The following is a 20,437-nucleotide window of genomic DNA, read 5'->3' on the forward strand; positions in this document are numbered from 1 at the left end:
TATAGTAGCCGAGTCCGGGTTCATGAGCCAGGCCGGACCTTTGATGCCGAACCAGGAGAGCATGTAGTTGAACAGCCCGATCTGCGGGTTGAAAATCCAGTACCAGAGCAGCGACATCGCCACGCCGGATACCATGCTCGGGAAATACATCGCGGTCCGGAAAAATCCGCGCAGCGGGATCTTCTGGTTCAGCAGCAGGGCGAATCCTAGGGCCAGCAGCAGCTGGATCGGCACACTGATGAGCGTATACCTCAGCGTCACGGTGACGGATTTCCAGAACAGATCATTGCCGAACATCTCCGCATAGTTGGCCAGGCCGATAAATTGGGGCGGGTGAATGATGTCGTAATCCGTGAAGCTGTAATAAAGCGAGGACAAGATGGGATACAGGGCAAAAACCAGAAAGCCGATGAGCCAGGGGGAAATAAACAGATACATGTACAGCGTCTGCCGCCTGCTTTCGCGATGGGTCACGGGTGCATCAACCTTTCTCACAAAGTTTATAAAAGTTTAAACGCTTTAACTTATGGGACAAATTAACCCGAAATATTTATCTATAATAGCGGGTTGTAATCTTTAAAGTTAAAGTGCTTTAACTTTTATCTCCTGCCTGTTGCCATTATCATAGTGGATGGTCTACAAATAATCAATACTAAATTTCATACTTGTAAGCGTTACCTGTTATAAAAGATTACATTCGACAAGGAAATCTTCATGATTTCAAGCGGAAAATCAGGTTTATGCCGGTTAGCGACGTGACTATCGGATTGAAAAAAGACATGTTTCACTTTATTAGCTTCCCAAGACGACTCTCCTCCACTGCTGCACAGTAAGATGTCACTAAATATAACACTAATATAACGGAAATATGGATAGCCTCTCTATGATCCTGGCTGGCTGCGGGGAATCAGAGCTGTGGCCGATGTTTTGGGCCGATTCCTATAGTTCGTTTATAATAATGACAAGGTTTATCACTGACCATATTTGTTTCCGATGGTGTGTACCGCCAAATCCAGTAACGGGAGTGCCGACATGTCCAAATCCAAAAGACTGCTCGACCTGATGATGACGATTAACCGGATGCGCCGCTTCAAAGTCAAGGAGCTGGCCGACGAATTCGGGGTGTCCACCCGGACGATCCTAAGGGACCTGCAGGAGCTGAGCGAGCTCGGCGTCCCTTTATATTCGGAGGTGGGGCCGCATGGCGGCTACCAGGTACTGAAGGAACGGATCCTGCCCCCGATTGCCTTTACGGAGGAAGAGGCGGTGGCGATTTTTTTCGCGGTGCACGGTCTCCGGCATTATGTCCATATCCCGTTTGAGACGGAGAGCTCGTCCGCGCTCCAGAAATTCTACCACTACATGCCCGGGGATGTGCGCGACCGGATCGACCGGATGAAGAACCGGGTCGACTTTATTACCCCGTCCCGGCGGGCGGGTGCGCCCCATTTGTCCGTACTGCTGGACGGGGCCGTGAACCAGAAGGTGCTGCGCATCGTTTACGAATCCCGCGGCAGCAGCTCGGTTCGGCAGATCCAGCCGATCGGCATCTATGCCAGCCAGGGACTGTGGTACTGCCCGGCTTACTGCTTCCAGCGGAAGGACTTCCGCCTGTTCCGCTGCGACCGGATTACGGACGCTGCCGAGGATACAACCGGCCTTGAAGCTGTCGACCTCAGCCATGTGCATCTTGGGAATCGGAAGTCATTTCACGGGGAGGACTCGGCGGAGCTTCGCTGCTATGCGGAACTGACCCCGGAAGGCGTGGAACGGTGCGAGGGAGAATTGTGGCTGGAGTCCAAGCTGCATATCCGCGAGGATGGGACCGGCTGGGTGGACGGAATGATTCCGGAGCATGACCTTTCGTTTTACGCCCAATTTTTTATCGGCTTGGGAACGCATGCGACCGTGAAAGAGCCTCAGGCACTGGTCGGTCTGATCCGCGAAAAACTCGCTGAACTGCTGTCCCGGTATGAATAATGGTCATTTTCAAAGGAAGTAAGGGCTTACCAAAAAAAGAATATTAAATTTTCAGTGTTTTTCTGTTAAATGTCATGTATTTTCATGAAAACTGTGCTAACATACCTTTGTTTCAAAGAATACGTTTGAAAGAAAGGTGAATTCTGACTCATGACCGCAACTGTTGATGAGCCTTCTGCACGGTCAGAAAAACGGCTCAGTCTTGTCCGCCTCACCTGGCCTATATTTCTCGAATTGTTCCTGTTCATGCTGATGGGCAGTGTCGATACATTGATGCTCAGTTCGGTTTCCGACAATGCCGTCTCCGGCGTCGGCGCCGCCAACCAAATTATTTCCATCGCCATCCTCGTGCTGGAGGTGATCGGCAGCGGGGCGGCGATCGTGGTGGCTCAGTACCTGGGCTCCAAGAAGCTTAGCGACGCGGCGCAGGTGACCGGAAATGCAATCACGCTGAACCTGGCCGTAGGGGTGCTCCTAAGCGTTATTTTTCTCGCCTTCGGCGGAATGATGCTGCGCCTGCTTAACGTCACCGGGGAAATTTACGGGTATGCCCAGTCCTACATCCAGATCGTCGGAGGCGGCATTTTCCTACAGGCGCTCATTAACGCCCTTGCCGCAACGATCCGGACCCACGGGTTCACCAAAGAAACGATGGTCGTGTCGCTTCTGATGAACATCATTCACGTGGTAGGGAACTACGCGCTGATCTTCGGGCATTTCGGCCTTCCGGCGCTGGGCGTACAGGGAGCGGCGATCTCGACGGTATTCAGCCGCCTGGTCTGCCTGCTGATCTTCTTCTGGCTGCTGTACCGGGTCATGGAAGTGCATGTGGAATGGCGTTATTACATCCGTCTGTCGAAGAAATTTGTGCTTAAAATTTTGAATGTCGGCATTCCGTCGGCTCTGGAAAGCATCGTATACCAAATGTGCCAGCTGACCTTCACGCTGTACGTCACCTACCTTGGGGCAGAAGCGATGGCCACCCGGCAGTATGCCGTGAACATCTCGATGTACATCTATTTGTTCAGCATGGCGATCGGCATGGGCACGGCCATTATGGTCGGCCATTACGTCGGTGAAAGACGCAACCAGGACGCCTACACCCGGGTGTTCCAGAGCGTGAAGTGGGCGCTGGCCGCCACAATCGTCATCGACTTGATCATTATCCTGTTCCGCGTTCCGCTGATGGGCTTGTTTACGGACGATGCACTCATTATCAAAATGGGGGCGCAGGTCATCCTGCTCAGCATCGTGCTGGAGACTGGCCGCACCGTCAACATCGTCATCATCAACTCGCTGCGCGCTTCGGGAGACGCGAAGTTCCCGGTCTACATGGGGCTGTTGTCTATGGTATGCATGTCTCTGCCGCTGGGATACTTCCTCATATTCAAACTCCACATGGGCCTTGCCGGCGTGTGGCTCGCCATTGCCGCGGACGAATGGGCCCGTGCCGTCATCATGTATTTCCGCTGGCGGAGCCGGGCGTGGGAGAAGCATGCGCTGATCGAACCGCATGACGGACCGGAGGCCGTGCCGGCAACGGTGCCGACGACGGGTTAACACGAGAAGTTAACCCGGCTGGATATAAAGGGAGATCGGCGCAGGCAGGTTGCGCGCTCCCGATAATCGCGATATAATGTACCTGATGCAGTTACAGCTGGTTTATCCGAGTGACTGCTTTTCTTTTGACTCTTACTGTGATGGGAAAAGTATCAGTTTACCAAGCAAAGAACATCACCCTAAAGGAGAGGTTTGCATATGAAAATCGAAGTATGGTCGGACTTTGCCTGTCCGTTCTGCTATATTGGCAAGCGCCGTTTCGAGGCGGCCCTCGAGCCGTTCGCGCACAAGGATGAAGTCGAGGTTGTGTTCCGAAGTTTCGAGCTGGACCCGGGCGCGCCGAAAGACAACGACAAGGACATTCACAGCATTCTTGCCTCCAAGTACGGCATGAGCTGGGAGCAGGCCAAGGCGGCTAACGACAACATGACCGAGCAGGCCAAGACGGTGGGGCTAACGTACAATTTCGATACGCTGGTCCCGACCAATACGTTTGATGCGCATCGTCTGACGCAGTGGGCCGGGGAGTTCGGCAAGAAGTATGAGATGACGGAACGGCTGTTCAAGGCGTACTTCACCGATTCGGAACATTTGGGAGACCGTGCGGTATTGGCGCGCTTGGCCGGCGAAATTGGGCTGGACGCCTCTGCGGCAGCCTCTATGCTGGAGAGCGATGCTTACACGAACGATGTCCGCAAGGACGAGGGAGATGCGGGACGACTCGGCATCAACGGCGTGCCGTTCTTCGTCATCAACCAGAAATATGGCATTTCCGGCGCCCAGCCGACACAGGTGTTTGCCGAAGCGCTGGACAATATCTGGAAAGAGGAGCATCCGCTGACGCTGCTGGGGAACAGTGCTGACGGAGATGATCTCTCCTGCACGGACGGCTCCTGCCAGGTGCCGACGGATAAAAAGGCGTAAACGCTGCGCTCGCCGCAAGGCGCCTGGAATTGAATAAAGGCTGTTAGAAGAAGAAAGGCTGCCTACAACCGGGCTTGCGAGCAATCCGGGAGGCAGCCTTTTTGGCTGTATATTTTATTAAGGATTTTTTACATGAGGATGCGGTTTGACCGGTTAATAGACCGTTTTGGTCAGCTGCTTGAACAGCTGGAAACCGATCTCGTCCACATGCCGTTTCTGCGGCCTCATCATGGACAGCATTTTCATCGCAAAGCTGCCGTTGTTGGACAGCACGACGACCGCCGTGTTTTTTTCCATGTGAAAGCCCAGGAAGCTGCTTGAGCCGTACGTACCGCCGTTATGCCAGTGAATCCGGTCGTGGTAGATGCCGGTTTTGACCATCCATCCGAGGCTGACATCCTCGCCGCGGCGCACCCGGTGGCGGGGCTTCTGCCCGTCGCGAAGCGCGGCCGTGATTGGGGCGGAGCCCATGCCGACGTTCGCTTTGGCAAATTGGAGCAGATCGTGCGCCGTGGAACGCAAGCCTCCCGCGCCAGCGAGAACGCCCAGATCCCAATGGGGAACCGGCTTGCCGTTGGCCGTATACACCGGGAGGAGACGGGACTGCTGCTCATCGTTCAGTTCAAATAGCGTGTCCTCCATAAATAACGGACCGCAGATCTCTTCCCGCATAAGCTGTTCCAGACTCCGGCCGGTGCAGCGGCTCAAGATAAGCCCAAGCAGGCCTACGCCCAAATTGGAATACTCGAAGCTTCCTCCCGATGAAGGTCTGATTTTCAGCAGGTCCTGCAGCAGATGCTGCTCGGTGTAGTTTTGGTACGGGTTCAGTTTGTCGGTGACGGTCTGCTTGAGACCGGCCGGCAGCCGGGGGAGTCCGGAGGTATGCGTGGCGAGCTGTTCCAGCGTGATGGCACCGACTTTGGCGTTAGAGGCGATTTCAGGTATGTATTGGCCTACGGTATCCTTGAGCTGCAGTTTGCCCTGACGCTGCAGGATACACAGAAGTGAGGTCGTAAAAACTTTCGTTACGGATGCGATTTCATAGATGGCTGATGCGTAATCGAAGCCCGGAGGTTGTCCCCAGCCGGTGTAAAAATGGTCCCCGTTCTCCAGAATGCCGATGGTGACGCTCAGCGGGTTTCTTTCCCCGTAATGCTCCTGCACCAGGTAGTTGGCTTCTTCAATGATTTCATGGTCAGGAATGATCATGCGCTTATGGCACCTCCTATCTTAATTAGACGCCATGACCCCCGTACAGGTTTCGCTAGAAGGTTTACCAATTAGAGGATTACCCCTTTTTAGCGTGCGTGACGCGCAAATTTCAGAATCAAACGGCGGTTTTTATCGAAAAATTACAGAAAATCTCCAAAAAACTAACATTTTTGGCTGGACTGACCGATATGGGAGGTAGGGTCTTTTTTTGTTTCTACTCAAAATAAGGGAATTGGAGGGAATTTACATTGCGAATCAGATTAAAAAGGGTACTGGTCATGTCGCTGGTTATGGTGCTGTGCATGGCCTATGCCGGAACGACCTGGGCCGCCACGGCGGAGTTGACCAAGCTGGTTTTGTCCAAAAATGAGCTTACCCTTGAAATCGGCGATACGGCGAAAGTAACCGCGACGGGTGTATATTCGGATAATTCAACGGCAGATTTGACGGTAAAGGCGAGCTGGAGCAGCTCGAACAACGTAGTTGCCACCATATATAACGGTACTGTAACCGCGAAGAGCGAAGGTACGACAACGGTAACAGCCGTATTCGGGGACGTATCCGAATCGGTGTCGGTGACCGTAACGAAGAAGGTCAAGGCGCTTACGAAAGATGTGCAGAGCCTGGATTTGAAGCTGGGGGACAAGCCCCAGATCAAGCTGACCGCAACCTATACAGACAACAATACGGAAGAAGTTTCCGGCAAAGCGGACTGGTCGACGGATAACGCCAGCGTGGCGACGGTCGTGAACGGAACGGTGACTCCGGTGGGTCCGGGTACGGCTACGCTGACGGCGGTGTACGGCAAGCAGACCGTAACGATTCCGGTGAGCGTAGAAGTGGTGAAGCGGCTCGATGCGGACCCTGCGCAGGTGTCCATGCTGCTGAGCGAGAAGACGCCGGTTCAAGTGACACTGAAAGCGACTTATCCGGATGGCACAACCAAGGATAACGTTGCGGCCGACGCTGAATGGACGTCGAGCAACGAAGGCGTGGCGGACGTCATCAAGGGGCAGATTACTCCTTACGGTCCGGGTACCGCCACGATTACGGCGAAGTACGGTACGAAAACGGCAACGATTCAGGTCGATGTCGACAAGACGATCCGCCTGAAGGCGGACAAGCAGGATATGTTCCTTCATGCAGGGGACTCCACCACACAGCCGATCAAGGTTGAAGCGGTGTATCCGGACAAAGATCCGGTGGACATTACGGGAGATGCCGTATGGTCTTCCAGCGACGAGAAGGTCGCTTATGTGAACAAAGGCGTCATTACGGCCATCGCACCGGGCGCAGCCATCATTTCTGCCAAATACGGGGACAAGAGCGTGGCCATAAATGTCGACGTTGACGTACCGCGCCACCTCGATCTGGTCGAGAAGGTCGCGCTGAGCTTGACGGGTGAGAAGACGAAGCAGCTGGACCTGATCGCTACCTATGCGAATGGGGAAACCGAGAAGGTTCAGGGCAAAGCCGTGTGGAAATCCAGCAATGAGGACGTCGTTTTTGTCAGCGGCGGGAATTTGACGGCTTTCAAAAAAGGGGAATCCAAAGTCAGCGCCACCTACGGCGGAGTGACGGTAACGACATCCGTAGCGGTCGACATGCCACTCAGCATCTCGCTGCCGGTGAAGAAGCTGTCCCTGAAAGTGGACGCCACCTACCAGGCGAGCATCGTGCTGGATTACGGTGCGGACCGTGCGGCCGAGACGGTCTCGTCTAAGGACAAAGTAGAATGGAGCACTAGCAAAAAGGATATCGCCGACATTGATGAAAATGGACTCATCACCGGCGTGGCGACAGGCACCGCAACGATTACGGCCAAATATGAAGGCAAATCCTACACGATGACCGTGGAAGTTGGACTGGTCAGCGACCTGAAAGCGTCGGAGACGCTCGTGATCATGTCCGCCGGCGACAAGAAGCAGCTGACGCTGACCGCGAAGGATGCCACGGGTACAGTGGTGGACGTGACTAAGGAAGCGTCTTGGAAGTCCAGCAGCTCTACGGTTGCCGGAGTAGACAATAACGGTCTGGTATCCGGTCTGAAGAGCGGGAAAGCCAACATTACCGCCGAGTACGGCGGACAGAAAGTAACGATCCCGGTGGAGGTTGACGTCATTTCCGCCATTGAGGCGAGCGAGACTGCGGTATCGTTGAAGACGGTAGGCAAAGCCAAGGATAAAACGGCCACCGTCAAGCTGGAAGTGACGTTCAGCGACGGCAGCACCAAGGACGTGACGTCCAAGGCGGAATGGAAAACCGGAAACTATAAAGTAGCGTCGGTTAACGACGGTGTCATTACCGCCGCCGCTTACGGCAAAACGACCGTGACGGCCAAGTACGGCAACAAGACGGTCCGGATTCCGGTCGAAGTGGATACGCTGAAGTATTTGCAGACTGACAAGGTGAGCGTGACGCTGAACGTCGGCGACAAGCTGACGCTGGCGGCCACGGCGACCTACATGGATGGAACCGATGTGGATGTCTCCAAGCCGGCCCTTTGGAAGTCTTCCAAAATTTTGACGGCCACGGTGAAGGACGGCCAGATCACGGCTAACGGCAAAGGCAAAGCGACGATCACGGTCAGCTTCGGCGGCAAATCGACCAAGGTGGTCGTGACCGTACAATAGAACATAAGCGGATCAAAGCGATCCGAATATGAAGAATCACCCACAGTCCATGTGACTGAGGGTGATTCTTTTTTGCCTGCGCAAGCTGCAGGAGCCATGGCGATTGGAACCGTGATCAGCGTGACAGATGCCCGGCCAGATAGCGGCCTGTATATGAGGCCTGAACGGCCGCCACATCTTCCGGCGTACCCTGCGCGACCAACTGCCCTCCGGCATCCCCGCCTTCGGGTCCAAAATCGGCGATCCAGTCGGACGCGGCAATCAGATCGAGATGGTGTTCGATCACCATGACCGTGTTGCCGGCGTCCACGAGCCGGTTTAACAGACGGCACAGATGCCGGACATCACTAGGATGAAGCCCGGTCGTGGGCTCATCCAGCAAGTACAAGGTATGCCCTCTGCTTTTTTTGCCAAGCTCCTTCGCCAGCTTGATCCGCTGGGCTTCTCCGCCCGACAGCGTCGTCGTGGGCTGCCCCAGCTGCACGTAGCCGAGCCCCACTTCACCCAGCAGGTTCAGCATGTCGGTTATTACCGGATCCTCAAAGAGGGCGGCATTCTCCAGGACGGTCAGGTTCAGAATGTCCGAAATGCTGAAGCCCTTGTACTGCACTGCCAGCACATTTTCTTTGAACCGTTTCCCCAGGCACACGGGGCAGCGCACCTCCACATCCGGCAGAAAATGCATATCCAGCTGCAGGGTGCCCATGCCGCGGCATTTCTCGCACCGGCCGCCCGGCGTGTTAAATGAAAAGTGCTTGGGACTCAATCGTTGTTTTCGGGCCTTGGGCAGCTCTGCGAATAGGCTGCGGATCGGGGTAAACAGGTCGGTGTAGGTCGCGATATTGGACCGCGAAATTTTCCCGACCGGGGCTTGGTCGACGGCGATGACCTTGTCGATAAGCTCCAGGCCGGTGATGCGTTCGTATTGGCCTGGCATATTGCCGGACAATCGAAGTTGGGATTTTGCCGCAGGCTCGAGGATATCGAACAGAAGGGTGGATTTGCCCGAACCTGAAACCCCTGTCACTGTAATCAGGCATCCGAGCGGAAAGCTGACGGTCAACTGCTTCAGGTTATGGGCGGAAGCCTGCTCGATCGTAAGCTTGCTGCAGCTGCCCGCTCTCCGTGTAACCCGAGGGCCGGCGATGTCCAATTCCCGCAAATACCGTCCGGTAGCGGATTCGGGGATCGCTTTCAACTGTTCGAGCGTTCCGGTGCCGACGACGGTCCCGCCTTCTTTTCCGGATCCGGGGCCAATCTCGATCAAATGGTCCGCGGCCTTCATCACCTCGGTATCATGCTCGATAACCAGCACTGTATTTCCCAAATCGCGGAGCCGCTTCAGCACTCGGATCAGCTTATGGGTATCCCGCGGATGGAGCCCGGCCGTGGGCTCGTCCAGTACGTACAGAACCCCGGTGAGACCCGAACCGAGCAGTGAAGCGAGCCGGAGCCGCTGGGCTTCCCCGCCGGACAACGTGCTCGCCTTCCGGTCCAGCGACAAATATTCGAGCCCGACGTCGATCAGCCGCTGGATACGGTCCGCCAACCCGTTGAAAATAGGCTCCCATACGACCAGGCTTTCGCCTGGCAGCTCCTGTTTCAACTGCTTGAGCCAGGCATAGAGCGGGAGAAGGGTGTAAGAAGCCGCCTCGATGATAGTCGTACCCCTAATGGTAACGAGCCGGCCCTCTCTCCCCAATCGCGATCCCTGGCAATCGGGGCAGGTCTGCTTCATAAAGTACGGGTCCCATTTTTTAGAGCCCAATTCTTCCGGGTCTCCGTCATGTTCCCTGTACTTGCGCAGCAAATGGGTGATCAAGCCTTCAAAATTGCCCTTGCCTACGGTTTTGGGAGGTTTAACGCCGGGGAAATGGCGCTGGAACTGCTCACTGGCTGCGCCGTAGAGCAGCATGTCGCGTGCGATCGCGCCATAATCGCGGATTGGCAGGTGCGGCTCGTACGGGAAACCGTAATGTTTAGATGCCGCTAACAGCACGTCCGCATAGTATTCGCGAACCCAGCCGTCCCAGAGCGTTACGCCTCCTTCCAAGATACTGAGGTCTTCCTGCAAAAGCCGGTCCACGGCAATATCGGTCACGATGCCGATTCCTGTGCAGGTCGGGCAGGCTCCTTCAGGCTTGTTGAAGGAGAAGTAGGCCATCGTCAGCTTCGGGATCGAGGCATGGCAGTGCGGGCAGGGCATATGCTTGGGCTCCTCAATCGCATCTTCCGATGGTTCAAGAACTTCTTCGGACACCGCTGGACTGTCTTCGAAGACGGGGTGAATGCTTTGACCGCAAGATGGACATACCCGCACGCCAAGCTTGGCGTACAGCACACGCAGGTACGTATAGATCTCCGTAACGGTCCCGACGGTGGACCGGGGGTTTCTGTTGGTCACATGCTGGCTGACGCTGATGGAAGGGGACAGGCCGCGGATGGAATCCACCCGCGGTTTGCTGATGAAGTCCGTCACCATCCCCATGGACTCCATGTACTGCCGTTGGCATTCCTTTTGCAGCGTATCCATTGCGAGCGACGATTTGCCCGACCCGGACAAGCCCGTCAGCACGACCAGCCTGCGTTTGGGAATGCGGAGCGAAATATTCTTCAGATTATGCTCCCGGGCCCCTTCGATTTCAATATATTCATCCACGAATCCATCCCTCTCTTTCGTTTTGCGATACGGTATCTTGGATGGTTTTAGATTAATTCATATATACGACAAAAGATGACGTAATTGGTGAGGCGGCAAAGTAAAAAGGCCTCTCGCCGAAGCGGAAGCCTTTTAATGTTCACGAACGATCCTAATAACTATGCCAGGAACGATTCATGCACGATATTCTTTTTGAAATTGGTCTTTGGCCTGTTTTCGTCTCCATCGGACAAGACCTTGTAGGGCTATACCTTGTTGGAAGTTGGAAGCAGCCGAACTTCCCGAATCTACTCCAGCCGTTCCACATCTACAACAGGTACGTTCACTGGCTCGACGGTTTGATCGCCGTCCGGGTACATCTCCTCGGACTCGTTATAGGTTCCGATGACGGTCACGCTGCCCTCGGTGAATTGGAAATTGCCCCTCAGTTTGATATACGACCCTTCCATTTCCGCGAGCGCCTCGCCCTGGCCGCCTTGGACAATATAGATGGTAAAGCGAACCTTCTCGCCCGGATGCGACGGCAGGTCGGTCGCTACGATATCCGTAAAGTCCTGCTGGAAGCCCGCAAACTCATAGGCATCGCCGCGCCGCTCATATATCGCCTCCGGTGCCGTGCCTCCGGCAGCGTCTATCCCGCCGGTCACGCTGCCTCCGCCGATCTCCAGATTCGTCACCAGGAGCGACTTGTCCGATTGAACGCTGTAGCCGTCCGCGCTGAATTGGAACAGTTGGACCATGCCGTTCTCCCGGACTTCATAAGCGGCATACAGCGCCTTCCGGGTCGTTGAGTCCGCTTCGACGAGAATGACCGGTGTGCTGCCCGTGCTGAGCGACGGTTCGATGGAGACTTTCCGGATGGCGGCCCCCTGCGGAAAATCATGGCTGCTGTAACCCTGCACCGTCTCATCGCTGTTCATCCGGGTGAAATAGACGGTGTTGCTGCCGTCCGCCCCGATGGCATAGGCTTTACCGCCGAAGCGATTCGCTCCTCCGGTGACGAAGTCGTAGGAGGGGGAGGGATCGGCGCTCTGCAGCAAGCGGACCGGATCGTGAACCGTCCAGGCCAGCTGGGCCGCCTTGATCTTGTCTTCCGTATCCTCGTAGCTTGATAAGGCCTGGTAAATCGCGATCGCCTCTTCATACTTATGGTTCTTCACTTTGCGGTCTGCGCCCTTCAGCCAGGTGCCGATTTGCCGGGTGATGTAATCCTGGACAGCGGACTGCTTCATGCCGGCGCCGGCCATGTATGCGGTGTACATCTTGGCGTGGGCGGCAAAGTTTGCCGCCTGGTCTCCCTGCACGTCCTTTGTGAGCAGGGTGCGGGCGAGGGAGTCGGCCTTTTCTTTTACCCAATTCGCCTTAAAGCTGCGGCTCTTGTATTCGGTCATCATGGACAGCGACCAGTCCAGCATGTTCTGATACTGCCCGGCACCCGCCATGCGGGCCATCAGGGCCTCGTCATACGATTGAAATTTTCCGCTTAACTGCTTGCTTTTGGCTTCTGCACCGCCGTAAAATTCCGCCGGAATGGCCAGCAGATTCCATTTAAAGGCGTTGTCGTTAACGTCCCCCTGGGCCAATTGATCCTTCGCCTGCTGGTAAAAGAGGGACTGGAATTGCTTGAAGGCCTTGGTCAGATCGTCCGAAATGCCGTACATGGCGGAGATCTTCGGATAGTAGGCGGCCAGCGGCTGGCTCGCAGCCATATACTTCTTCTTGGCGGCAATCAAGTCGGCGTACACATTCATAAGCCCGTCAAAATCCCTGTTTCGGGCAGCAGTTTCCGCGCGGCGATCCAGACGGGACAGCGACTGCCTCATGGAGGTGATCGGCTCAAGCTCTTTCAGCCGGGAGGCGATTAGATCTTCCTTATAGCGTATGGACCGGTTTGCTGCGGCTTTTTGGTACCATTCCTCTGCATTGATCAGATCTTTCCGGTCGTAGTACTGACCCGCTGTGGCGACCCAATCGATCTTACGGCTCATGTCATAACCCTTGACTCCGATCAGGACCAAAACTGCGGCGCAGAGCAAAATATACAAATTACGCAGGGTTAGCGCGTTTTTCATCGTCATATCTTTATGGCCTCTTTATTCCCATTTTTGAAAATCCGGGTCCCAGCGGTACTTTTCATTATAAATGGCGGAAACCTCATCGCGGAGACCGTCCCAGGACTGGTCCGGATTGCGCCGCACGATCTGGTACAGGCGCAAAAACCGCTCCCGCGGCAGGCCGCGCGCGTAGCGCCGGATGAAATCAGGATACATATCTACATACTTCTTCATCCGTACCGCGGCGCCGGCCGCAGCCGTCATAATGCTGGCACCCTGCTTCATTTGCAGGATGTAACGCTCATGAATGAGCAGATAACGAATGGCGCTGGCTTTAATCAGCTCGCGTTTGACCTTGGCGATTTCGCCGATATAAGCGGCCAGATCGGAGTCGAAATCCTCGATCAGCAGCGGTTCCAGCTCGAGATCCATATCTTTGCGCAGCACGAACGACTGGAGCAGCACGATTTGCTGCAGCCGGATCCGGTCGTTATGCACGATGGTGGCAATCTCCCGCAGAATCTCGTAACCGATCTGCTCGTCATCCTTAATGGCGGCTGAGGCGGTCGACAGATTCAAATAGATGCCTTCCAGGATCAGACGCTGGCTGCCGTGGAGCAGCTTGTCCAGCTGGCGGCGCGTCTCGGACGGCAGCATGCGCCGCTGGAGCAGCCACAGCAGCACCGTCAGCAGGATGCCCCCGCCCAGGCAGACGGCAATCTGTAGGAATGTCTGACTTAGCAGCACAGCCACCAGCGTCAGCAGAAGGGCGGCAAGCCTTTCCGTCTGCATCGACCGCTTGGCGTTAATCCGCCGCCTGGTCCATGACTGGAATCAGCAGGCTGCCGGCAAGCACCACCATCAAAGGCCTCGTTCTCCATACCGAGCCTGCGGATGACGGCAGCGGCCGATTTGCCGAGCTCCACACCTTGGCGGTTTAAAATTTCCAGCGCAACCGCATCCTGGCCGGCAGCAGCTGCAAACAGCAGGCGTGCGGCGTCTATCGGCACGCTGCGCTGGTTGTCGTAGAAATCGTCGAACATCTCGCCGACGGTATCGTAGCCCAGCAGGGACAACAGCAGCTCCGTCAGCTGCGTCGGCTGCTCGCGTCCGTCCCAGGCGCGGATGACGGAGCGGAACACCTCGATGTTCAAGGCTGCGCCTCCGCCAAAATCGCCGTACATGTAAATCGAAGCCGCCGCACTGCACATGCTCGCCTTGACGATTCCGGCCGGCAGCATTGGTGCCCGTGCCGCAGATGAGGGCGACCCCGTACGGCTGCTTCGTCCCGGCCCGGAGGCCGATGACGGTATCACAGTCGACCGAATAATCCGTGAAGCCCATATTTCGGATCATGGGATGCAGGATCCGGTAATCCGGCTCACGGTCGGCTCCCGCCAGGCCGAAGAAGGTGTGGCGGATGTCCGCAAGCTGCAGCCCGGCGTCGGCGATGGCGCCGAAAGCGGCGCTGCGAATGCTCTTGGCGGCCACGGCGGCGTCAATCTGGTGATTCCCGTTGCCGCTCTGGCCTTTGCCGAGCACTTGCCCCTGCTCGTCGGTGAGCAGGGCATAGGTTTTGGTGCCTCCCCCGTCGATTCCCAAATAATAAGCCAATAGTCGTCACTCCTATATGATCAATTCATGCTTTTGCATTACATGATGATCCGGAGCCGGGTAATTAAAGTCAGGCTCGACGCCCAGGAACGGACGACTCCCGGACGATGAGCTCCGGATCGATTTTCAAGTTGGCTCCGCGCTTCATCGTACCGTCGATCCGCTTCAGCAGCATGTCGGCTGCGGCGATGCCGATCCGGTCCGCCGGCTGGCGTACCGTCGTCAGATACGGATGAAGTTGGGAGGATATTGTCTGGTCGTCATAGCCAACGACGGCTACCTGGCCGGGCACCTGAACGCCCGCCTCCATCAGCGCGTTCACCACGCCGAGGGCGATATTGTCGTCGCCGGCGAAAACCGCTTGCGGAAGCTGCCCTTCCTTCAGCCACCGCACGGCCGTTTCGTAGCCGAACCGGATTTCAAAGTCTCCGTTTACGATTTCAAAGGGGGCAAGCCCCCGCTCTGACAGCGCCTGCATAAATCCGTCGCGTCTCTCCCGGGTACTTCGGAACATCTCCTGTCCGCACAAATGGGCGATGGACGTATATCCGTGATCGAGCAGATGGCTTGCCGCCGCATAGCCGCCCTTGAAGTTGTCGATCGTTACCGAGAAATTGTCGTTTTCTGGCTTCTGATTGTCGATCAGTACGTATGGAATGCCGCGTTTTTTTAATTCCACGATATAGTTGTCTTCTTCCATGGGGGAGAGCAGAATGAGCCCGTCCACCCGGTCCTCCTGAATCAGGTAATGGCTCTCGTCCGAACCGATGCCTGTCGATACCGAAATGGCCAGGTAGTAGCCGTGCAGCGCAAACACTTCGTTCAGCTCTTTGACGACGGCATCGAAGAAGGAATCCTGCAGGGTCGTTACAATAAGGCCGATGATGCCGGTTTTCCCGCGGGCAAGGCTCCGGGCGGCGGCGTTCGGGTGGTATCCCAGCTCTTTGATCGCATCGAGCACTTTCTGCCGGTTTTTTTCCCGGACGGTTTCGGCCCCGTTCAACACGCGGGATACCGTTACGACGGACAGTCCTGATTTTTTGGCAACGTCAAAAATACTTACTTTCATCTCTCATTTCTCCTTGGGCAGATTTTTCCGAACCTATAAACTTATCCCTAGTATACATGGACGGAAGTCTGTCCGCGAAGCATGGGATGGCATAAACCGGATACCGCCCCGCAGAGGACGGCATCCGATCGCCGATACGCCGTAAAAAGGTATAACGAATTGAATCGAATATCTACATTATAAAATTATGGCCCGTTCCACCGAGGAGGACATTTTTACGATGGAAGGGGAAATTTCTCTATTCATGTTCCACAAACTTTCCGTTTACCGCTTGATGATCTCCTGCAGCTTCTTCTGAATCGTCGGCATGACTTCTTCCACCGTCTTGTGTCCGCTTTCGATCGGCTGCATCTCGTTAATGAACATGTCGTTGATTTGCGAGTAGTTCGTGATCAGGTGGTTATAGGACTCAAAGCCGTATTTAATGGCGCCTTCGTATACGTTCTTAATATCCTGCGGGTCGACGCCCTCAAAATGTTGGTAATAAGCCTCAGCTGCCTGCGTGTTGACCGGCGGATTGCCTCCGCTGAGCTCGATGGATTTTTCCTGCACATCGGCGGTGACCAGATACTTGATCCATTCAAAAGCTTCCTTCGGATGCTTGGAACCTTTCAGGACCATGAGCGGATCGACGTACAGCGTGCTGCGCACCTTGTCGTTGCCGCCCCAAGGCACAGCCGCCACGCCCACTTTGAACGGAAAATCGTTGGCTCCGGCCAGGTTCCACGAACCGCCGACGGACATGCCGATTTTGCCGGCGACGAAGGGATCGCCGTTCTGACCGGCGACGCTTTTGCTCCACTCGGTCGTCGGGGAGACCTTCTCTTTGAAAATCAAACCGAACAGCTTGTTATAAGCTGCGATCACTTCCGGGGAGTCGAAATGGGTAGCGGAAGGAACGCCGCCGTTGGTCCAGGTGTCTTCCGAATAAGGCTCGGCGCCGAAGTAGAGAGGGCGATTATCGCGCTCAGCCCAGGTAAAGTCCACGCCGTACTGGGTTTTGGCGATGTCGTCCGAAATAACGGTCAGCTTCTTGGCGTCTTCGACCATTTTGTCGAATGTCCAGCTCTTGTCCTCATAATCGCTCGGCGGATAAGGCACCTTCGCCGCGTCGAACATATCCTTGTTGTAGAGCATCAGCGTGACATACATATTGACTGGAATGCCGTAAGTACGGTCCTTTACCTTGTAGATGCTCATCAGGTTGTCCGGAATGCCGTAATCCCCCGCCTTCGAAGCCGTCCTCCTGGATGATGTCCGTCAGATCCAGCAGCATATCCTTGTTGTAATATTCGGCAAATCCGCCGTAGCCGTAATGGCTGGTGACGTCCGGGGACTTGCCGCCGGCGATCAGCGTCTGCAGCTTGCTGTCAAACTGCTCGTAAGGCGCTTTTTCGACCTTGACCTTAATATTCGGGTGCTTTGCTTCAAAGTCGGGAATCAGCTTCTCGACGAACGTGCGGTCTTCCGAGTCGATCGTGTAGTGGGTAATCGTCACTGTGCCGCCTTTATCGCCCCCTGTGGAGCTCTCGCCTCCGGAAACCACATCGCCCGCCGATTTGCCGCCGCTGCAGCCGGATAGCGCGGCGGCCACCAGCATTAGCGTCGTCAGAAGAAGGGCAAAACCTGATCTTTTCCTGTTCTTGTTCATGAACCGATACCTCCATTGCCTTCATGTAATGGGTGCTGCTGCTGTCTGAACTTGTTGAAGTAAAAGCCGGCTTGCTAGTCCTGTGGGGAAGGTGCTTGCAGCATGCCGGCTTCGACGGCGCCCCGGTGGCGCTTGAGGATGACCGCCGGGACGACGGGTCTTCCAATAGATCCGTGCCATTACTTGATCCCGGTGAGCACGATGCCCTCCACGAACCGCTTCTGGGCTATAGCGAACAGCGTCACGATCGGCAGCATGGCCAGCACGGAGGCGACCATCAGCAGGTGCCACGGCGGAATCCGGAAGCGGGATGACGTCAGGGATGCCATACCGACCGGCAGCGTGAATTTCTCGGTGGAGCTCAGGTACAGCACCGGCGTCAGCAGATCGTTCCAGCTATAGATGAAGGCGAAGATCGCTACGGTGGCGAGCGCCGGTCCCGAAAGCGGGAGGCGATTTGGCGCCACATGCGAAACTCGCTGCAGCCGTCGATGCGCCCGGCGTCGAACAGCTCTTCAGGGAGCGTCGAGAAGAATTGGCGCAGCAGGAAGATGTTGTACGCTGAGCCGAAGAACGCCGGGGACGATCAGCGGCAGGAACGTGTCGATCCAGTTCAGCTTCGAGAAGAGGATGAACTGGGGAATCATGATGGCCGGGTAGGGCAGCATCATCGTGCTCAGCATGAGCAGGAACCACGTGTTGCTCCCCTTGCCGCGGTATCTGGCAAAGCCGTAGGCCGCGAGCGCCGAGGAGAGCAGCGTTCCGATCACGGTAAGAACGCCGATAATCAGGCTGTTCATGTACATCGTGCCGAAGGAGAGTGTATCGAAAATCTCCTTGTAATTGCTCCACTGCCAGCTTTCCGGCAGAAAGGTCGGCGGAAACTTCAGCATTTCCTTCTTCGACTTCAGCGACGTCGATACCATGAAGAACAGGGGCAGCAGCATCAGAAAGGTGGTAACGACCAGCGCGATAAAGCTGACAATGCCTACGGGGTCAGTGCTGCGCCGCCGCTTGGGGACGGCGTTGTCCGCGTGCGGGCCGGCGGCCGGAAGGGTACTCATCTAGCGTTTGCCTCCTTCGTAGTGAACGTATCGGTTCGACAGCTTCATCACGAGCGCGGTAAAAAGCATGACGACGACGAGCAGCACCCAGGCCAAGGCGGAGGAATAGCCGGCGCGGTACTCTTTAAAGGCGCTGGTGTACAGGTTGTAGACATAAAACCAGGTGGAGTAGTTCGGGCCGCCCTGGGTCATGACAAAAGCCTGGGTAAACACCTGGAAGGAATCGATCATGCCCATAATCAGCTGGAACAGCAGTACAGGCGAGATCATCGGCAGGGTGACATGGAGAAAAACTTTGAAGCGCCCCGCCCCATCCAGCTTGGCGGCTTCCACGAGGCTTGCCGGAACGCCCTGCAGTCCCGCCAGAAAGAGGATCATGCCCGAGCCCGCCGTCCAGAAGGACATAATCATCAAGGCGTATAGAGCCGAGTCCGGGTTCATGAGCCATGACTGGAATCAGCGCGTGACGGCCGCAGTTGGCGCAAGTGTCTTCCCACAGGACGGTAAAATGATGGCAATGTTTGCAAACTCTTAACTTTTGATAGGCATATCTCGTTCTATAATAAGGGCGCAGACGTACCGGCTTCTTCTTAACCATGGCGGTCTCCCGGGTTGGCGATGGTGAGCAGCGTTTCGTCCAGCTCTTCCGGAAGCGGCGCGGTCTTCTGGCGTCTGAAATAATTGACGGATTTGATCAAAACAAAAAGAAACAAAACGGCGAGACATCCGTAAGCAATCATATCAATATTCCTTTCTATCGGATGGATAATTATGCAAGTTGATAGTTAGGTCCTAATGCCTACAATCCGCGGAGCTCCTGTAAACATTGAACTTTGGCAGGTATAATTATATCATAATGTTATAGATTGGGATATTTTAGCGCTCGGCATGGAAGTTTCTACTGAATATGGAATGAAACTAGAAACGTCGCTTCACGTTTTTTTATCGTTTCTTAAGGAATATTTAAGACTTTTTGCCTAGAGTTAATAATGGAACTCTTGCGGCTAGGAAAGGTCGAATTTTGCGGAATACTGGCCTCGAATATCGAAGACTAATGTTGTGAAGGAGAAACGCTATGCATTTAAAAAATAAAATGGACGCTGTGCCTGCTGGCCGGGGTGCTGCTGCTTGTGTCATGGTGCGGCTTCCTGCCGGTGGTATCGGCTGCCGGGCAGCCGTCATCCCAGATTGACGCTGTACTGGTGATGGATGCCAGTAATTCGATGAAGGCTAGCGATCCCAACGGATCAGCGGCGAGGCGATGAAGATGTTCATCGACATGCTGTCCGCCCAAGGGGACAAGGTCGGAATCGTTTCCTATACGGACAAGATCCAGCGGGAGAAGGCGCTGCTTGGAATCCAGTCCGCGGCGGACAAGGAAGATTTGAAGCAGTTCATCGACCAGCTTGACCGCGGCGCCTATACCGACATTTCGGTCGGTGTGGATGAAGCGGTGAAAGTGCTGAAACAGGGCATGGACAAGAGCCACGAGCCGATGATCGTCGTCCTGGCGGACGGCAACAATGAGCTCGACCCGAAATCAGGCAAGACGGAGCAGCAGGCCGATCAGCAGCTAAGCGCCGCCGTGCAGGAGGCGAAGCAGGCAGGCATCCCCATTTATACGATCGGGCTGAATGCCGATGGTAAGCTGAACAAGGCTGCCCTGGCGGATCTGGCCAGCCAGACCGGGGCCAAATCGTTCTCCACCAGCTCGGCGGATGATTTGCCGCAAATTTTGAGCGAAATTTTCGCCAGCCACCAGAAGCTGAAGATCGTTCCGGTGCAGTCGATCACCGCGAACGGCAGCTATCAGGAAGTGACCATCAGCGTTCCGAATGCGAACGTGCTGGAAGCGAACATTTCGATGATGTCCGGAAGCCCGGTTGACGTGAAATTAACCGATCCTGCCGGGGCGGCTCAGACCATTCCTTCGGCGAACGTGCTGAGCTCCAAGTCGAAGACGTACTCCCTGATCAAGCTGCTGAAGCCTAAGCAGGGCGACTGGAAGCTTCAGGTG

Annotated in this window: 17 protein-coding genes and 2 pseudogenes; 5 read left to right on the forward strand and 14 right to left on the reverse strand. The window is 55.5% G+C overall.

All coding sequences use genetic code 11. The features are described from left to right. The coding region (locus tag CPT76_RS28145) for a carbohydrate ABC transporter permease (RefSeq protein WP_258168864.1) at nucleotides 1-474 on the reverse strand (474 nt) is incomplete at its 3' end. A 558-nt stretch (nucleotides 475-1,032) separates the two neighbouring features. On the opposite strand from CPT76_RS28145, the gene CPT76_RS28150 reads away from it, so the two are divergent. From CPT76_RS28150 to CPT76_RS28160, 3 genes are all read left to right on the forward strand, one after another. Continuing rightward, complete coding sequence (locus CPT76_RS28150) at nucleotides 1,033-1,980, forward strand: helix-turn-helix transcriptional regulator (RefSeq protein WP_105445229.1); 948 nt, start codon at nucleotides 1,033-1,035, stop codon at nucleotides 1,978-1,980. 150 nt (nucleotides 1,981-2,130) lie between these two features. Next, nucleotides 2,131-3,540, forward strand: coding sequence for an MATE family efflux transporter (locus tag CPT76_RS28155; RefSeq protein WP_105445230.1), 1,410 nt, complete (start codon nucleotides 2,131-2,133; stop codon nucleotides 3,538-3,540). A gap of 198 nt (nucleotides 3,541-3,738) precedes the next feature. Beyond that, the gene (locus CPT76_RS28160; protein WP_089549267.1) at nucleotides 3,739-4,464 is read left to right on the forward strand and encodes a DsbA family oxidoreductase; all 726 of its coding nucleotides are present in this window, start codon (nucleotides 3,739-3,741) and stop codon (nucleotides 4,462-4,464) included. A gap of 153 nt (nucleotides 4,465-4,617) precedes the next feature. On the opposite strand, the gene CPT76_RS28165 is transcribed toward CPT76_RS28160, so the two are convergent. After that, nucleotides 4,618-5,673: a serine hydrolase domain-containing protein gene (locus CPT76_RS28165; protein WP_105445231.1), complete on the reverse strand. Its 1,056-nt coding sequence runs from the start codon at nucleotides 5,671-5,673 to the stop codon at nucleotides 4,618-4,620. Between the two features lie 251 nt (nucleotides 5,674-5,924). On the opposite strand from CPT76_RS28165, the gene CPT76_RS28170 reads away from it, so the two are divergent. After that, nucleotides 5,925-8,309: an Ig-like domain-containing protein gene (locus tag CPT76_RS28170; RefSeq protein ID WP_234489546.1), complete on the forward strand. Its 2,385-nt coding sequence runs from the start codon at nucleotides 5,925-5,927 to the stop codon at nucleotides 8,307-8,309. A 115-nt stretch (nucleotides 8,310-8,424) separates the two neighbouring features. Here the strand turns inward: CPT76_RS28170 and uvrA are convergent, their stop codons facing one another. The 12 genes and pseudogenes from uvrA to CPT76_RS40715 all read right to left on the reverse strand — a co-directional run bounded on the left by uvrA (nucleotide 8,425) and on the right by CPT76_RS40715 (nucleotide 19,133). Continuing rightward, nucleotides 8,425-10,968: an excinuclease ABC subunit UvrA gene (gene uvrA / locus CPT76_RS28175; protein WP_105445232.1), complete on the reverse strand. Its 2,544-nt coding sequence runs from the start codon at nucleotides 10,966-10,968 to the stop codon at nucleotides 8,425-8,427. A gap of 287 nt (nucleotides 10,969-11,255) precedes the next feature. Further along, entirely contained in the window at nucleotides 11,256-13,046 is a 1,791-nt protein-coding gene (locus tag CPT76_RS28180) for a hypothetical protein (protein ID WP_105445233.1), read from the reverse strand. 15 nt (nucleotides 13,047-13,061) lie between these two features. Next, the gene (locus CPT76_RS28185) at nucleotides 13,062-13,814 is read right to left on the reverse strand and encodes a hypothetical protein (RefSeq protein ID WP_105445234.1); all 753 of its coding nucleotides are present in this window, start codon (nucleotides 13,812-13,814) and stop codon (nucleotides 13,062-13,064) included. After that, complete coding sequence (locus CPT76_RS40690) at nucleotides 13,781-14,176, reverse strand: hypothetical protein (RefSeq protein WP_258168885.1); 396 nt, start codon at nucleotides 14,174-14,176, stop codon at nucleotides 13,781-13,783. Before CPT76_RS40690 ends, CPT76_RS28185 begins: the two co-directional genes overlap by 34 nt. 97 nt (nucleotides 14,177-14,273) lie before the next feature. Beyond that, nucleotides 14,274-14,564 (reverse strand): annotated as a pseudogene (locus tag CPT76_RS40695) (N-acetylglucosamine kinase); the annotation flags it as partial. Between the two features lie 142 nt (nucleotides 14,565-14,706). Next, complete coding sequence (locus CPT76_RS28195; RefSeq protein WP_105445235.1) at nucleotides 14,707-15,705, reverse strand: LacI family DNA-binding transcriptional regulator; 999 nt, start codon at nucleotides 15,703-15,705, stop codon at nucleotides 14,707-14,709. A gap of 264 nt (nucleotides 15,706-15,969) precedes the next feature. Next, nucleotides 15,970-16,899 (reverse strand): extracellular solute-binding protein, encoded by a 930-nt coding sequence (locus CPT76_RS28200; RefSeq protein ID WP_258168882.1) that lies wholly within the window; start codon nucleotides 16,897-16,899, stop codon nucleotides 15,970-15,972. Further along, a complete protein-coding gene (locus CPT76_RS40700) occupies nucleotides 16,781-17,356 on the reverse strand; it encodes an ABC transporter substrate-binding protein (protein ID WP_258168865.1) in 576 nt (191 codons plus the stop codon). Before CPT76_RS40700 ends, CPT76_RS28200 begins: the two co-directional genes overlap by 119 nt. 179 nt (nucleotides 17,357-17,535) lie before the next feature. Next, on the reverse strand, nucleotides 17,536-17,823 hold the full coding sequence (locus tag CPT76_RS40705) for an ABC transporter permease family protein (protein WP_258168866.1): 288 nt from the start codon (nucleotides 17,821-17,823) through the stop codon (nucleotides 17,536-17,538). 48 nt (nucleotides 17,824-17,871) lie between these two features. Next, on the reverse strand, nucleotides 17,872-18,420 hold the full coding sequence (locus CPT76_RS40710) for a carbohydrate ABC transporter permease (RefSeq protein WP_258168867.1): 549 nt from the start codon (nucleotides 18,418-18,420) through the stop codon (nucleotides 17,872-17,874). Further along, the gene (locus tag CPT76_RS28210; RefSeq protein ID WP_258168868.1) at nucleotides 18,421-18,861 is read right to left on the reverse strand and encodes a carbohydrate ABC transporter permease; all 441 of its coding nucleotides are present in this window, start codon (nucleotides 18,859-18,861) and stop codon (nucleotides 18,421-18,423) included. Between the two features lie 149 nt (nucleotides 18,862-19,010). Next, nucleotides 19,011-19,133: a hypothetical protein gene (locus CPT76_RS40715; protein WP_258168886.1), complete on the reverse strand. Its 123-nt coding sequence runs from the start codon at nucleotides 19,131-19,133 to the stop codon at nucleotides 19,011-19,013. 396 nt (nucleotides 19,134-19,529) lie between these two features. Here CPT76_RS40715 and CPT76_RS28215 point away from each other — a divergent pair. Then, nucleotides 19,530-20,437: pseudogene (locus tag CPT76_RS28215) on the forward strand (vWA domain-containing protein); the annotation flags it as partial.

The sequence above is a fragment of the Paenibacillus sp. AR247 genome, from assembly GCF_002968895.1.
Lineage (GTDB): Bacteria > Bacillota > Bacilli > Paenibacillales > Paenibacillaceae > Paenibacillus_AQ > Paenibacillus_AQ favisporus.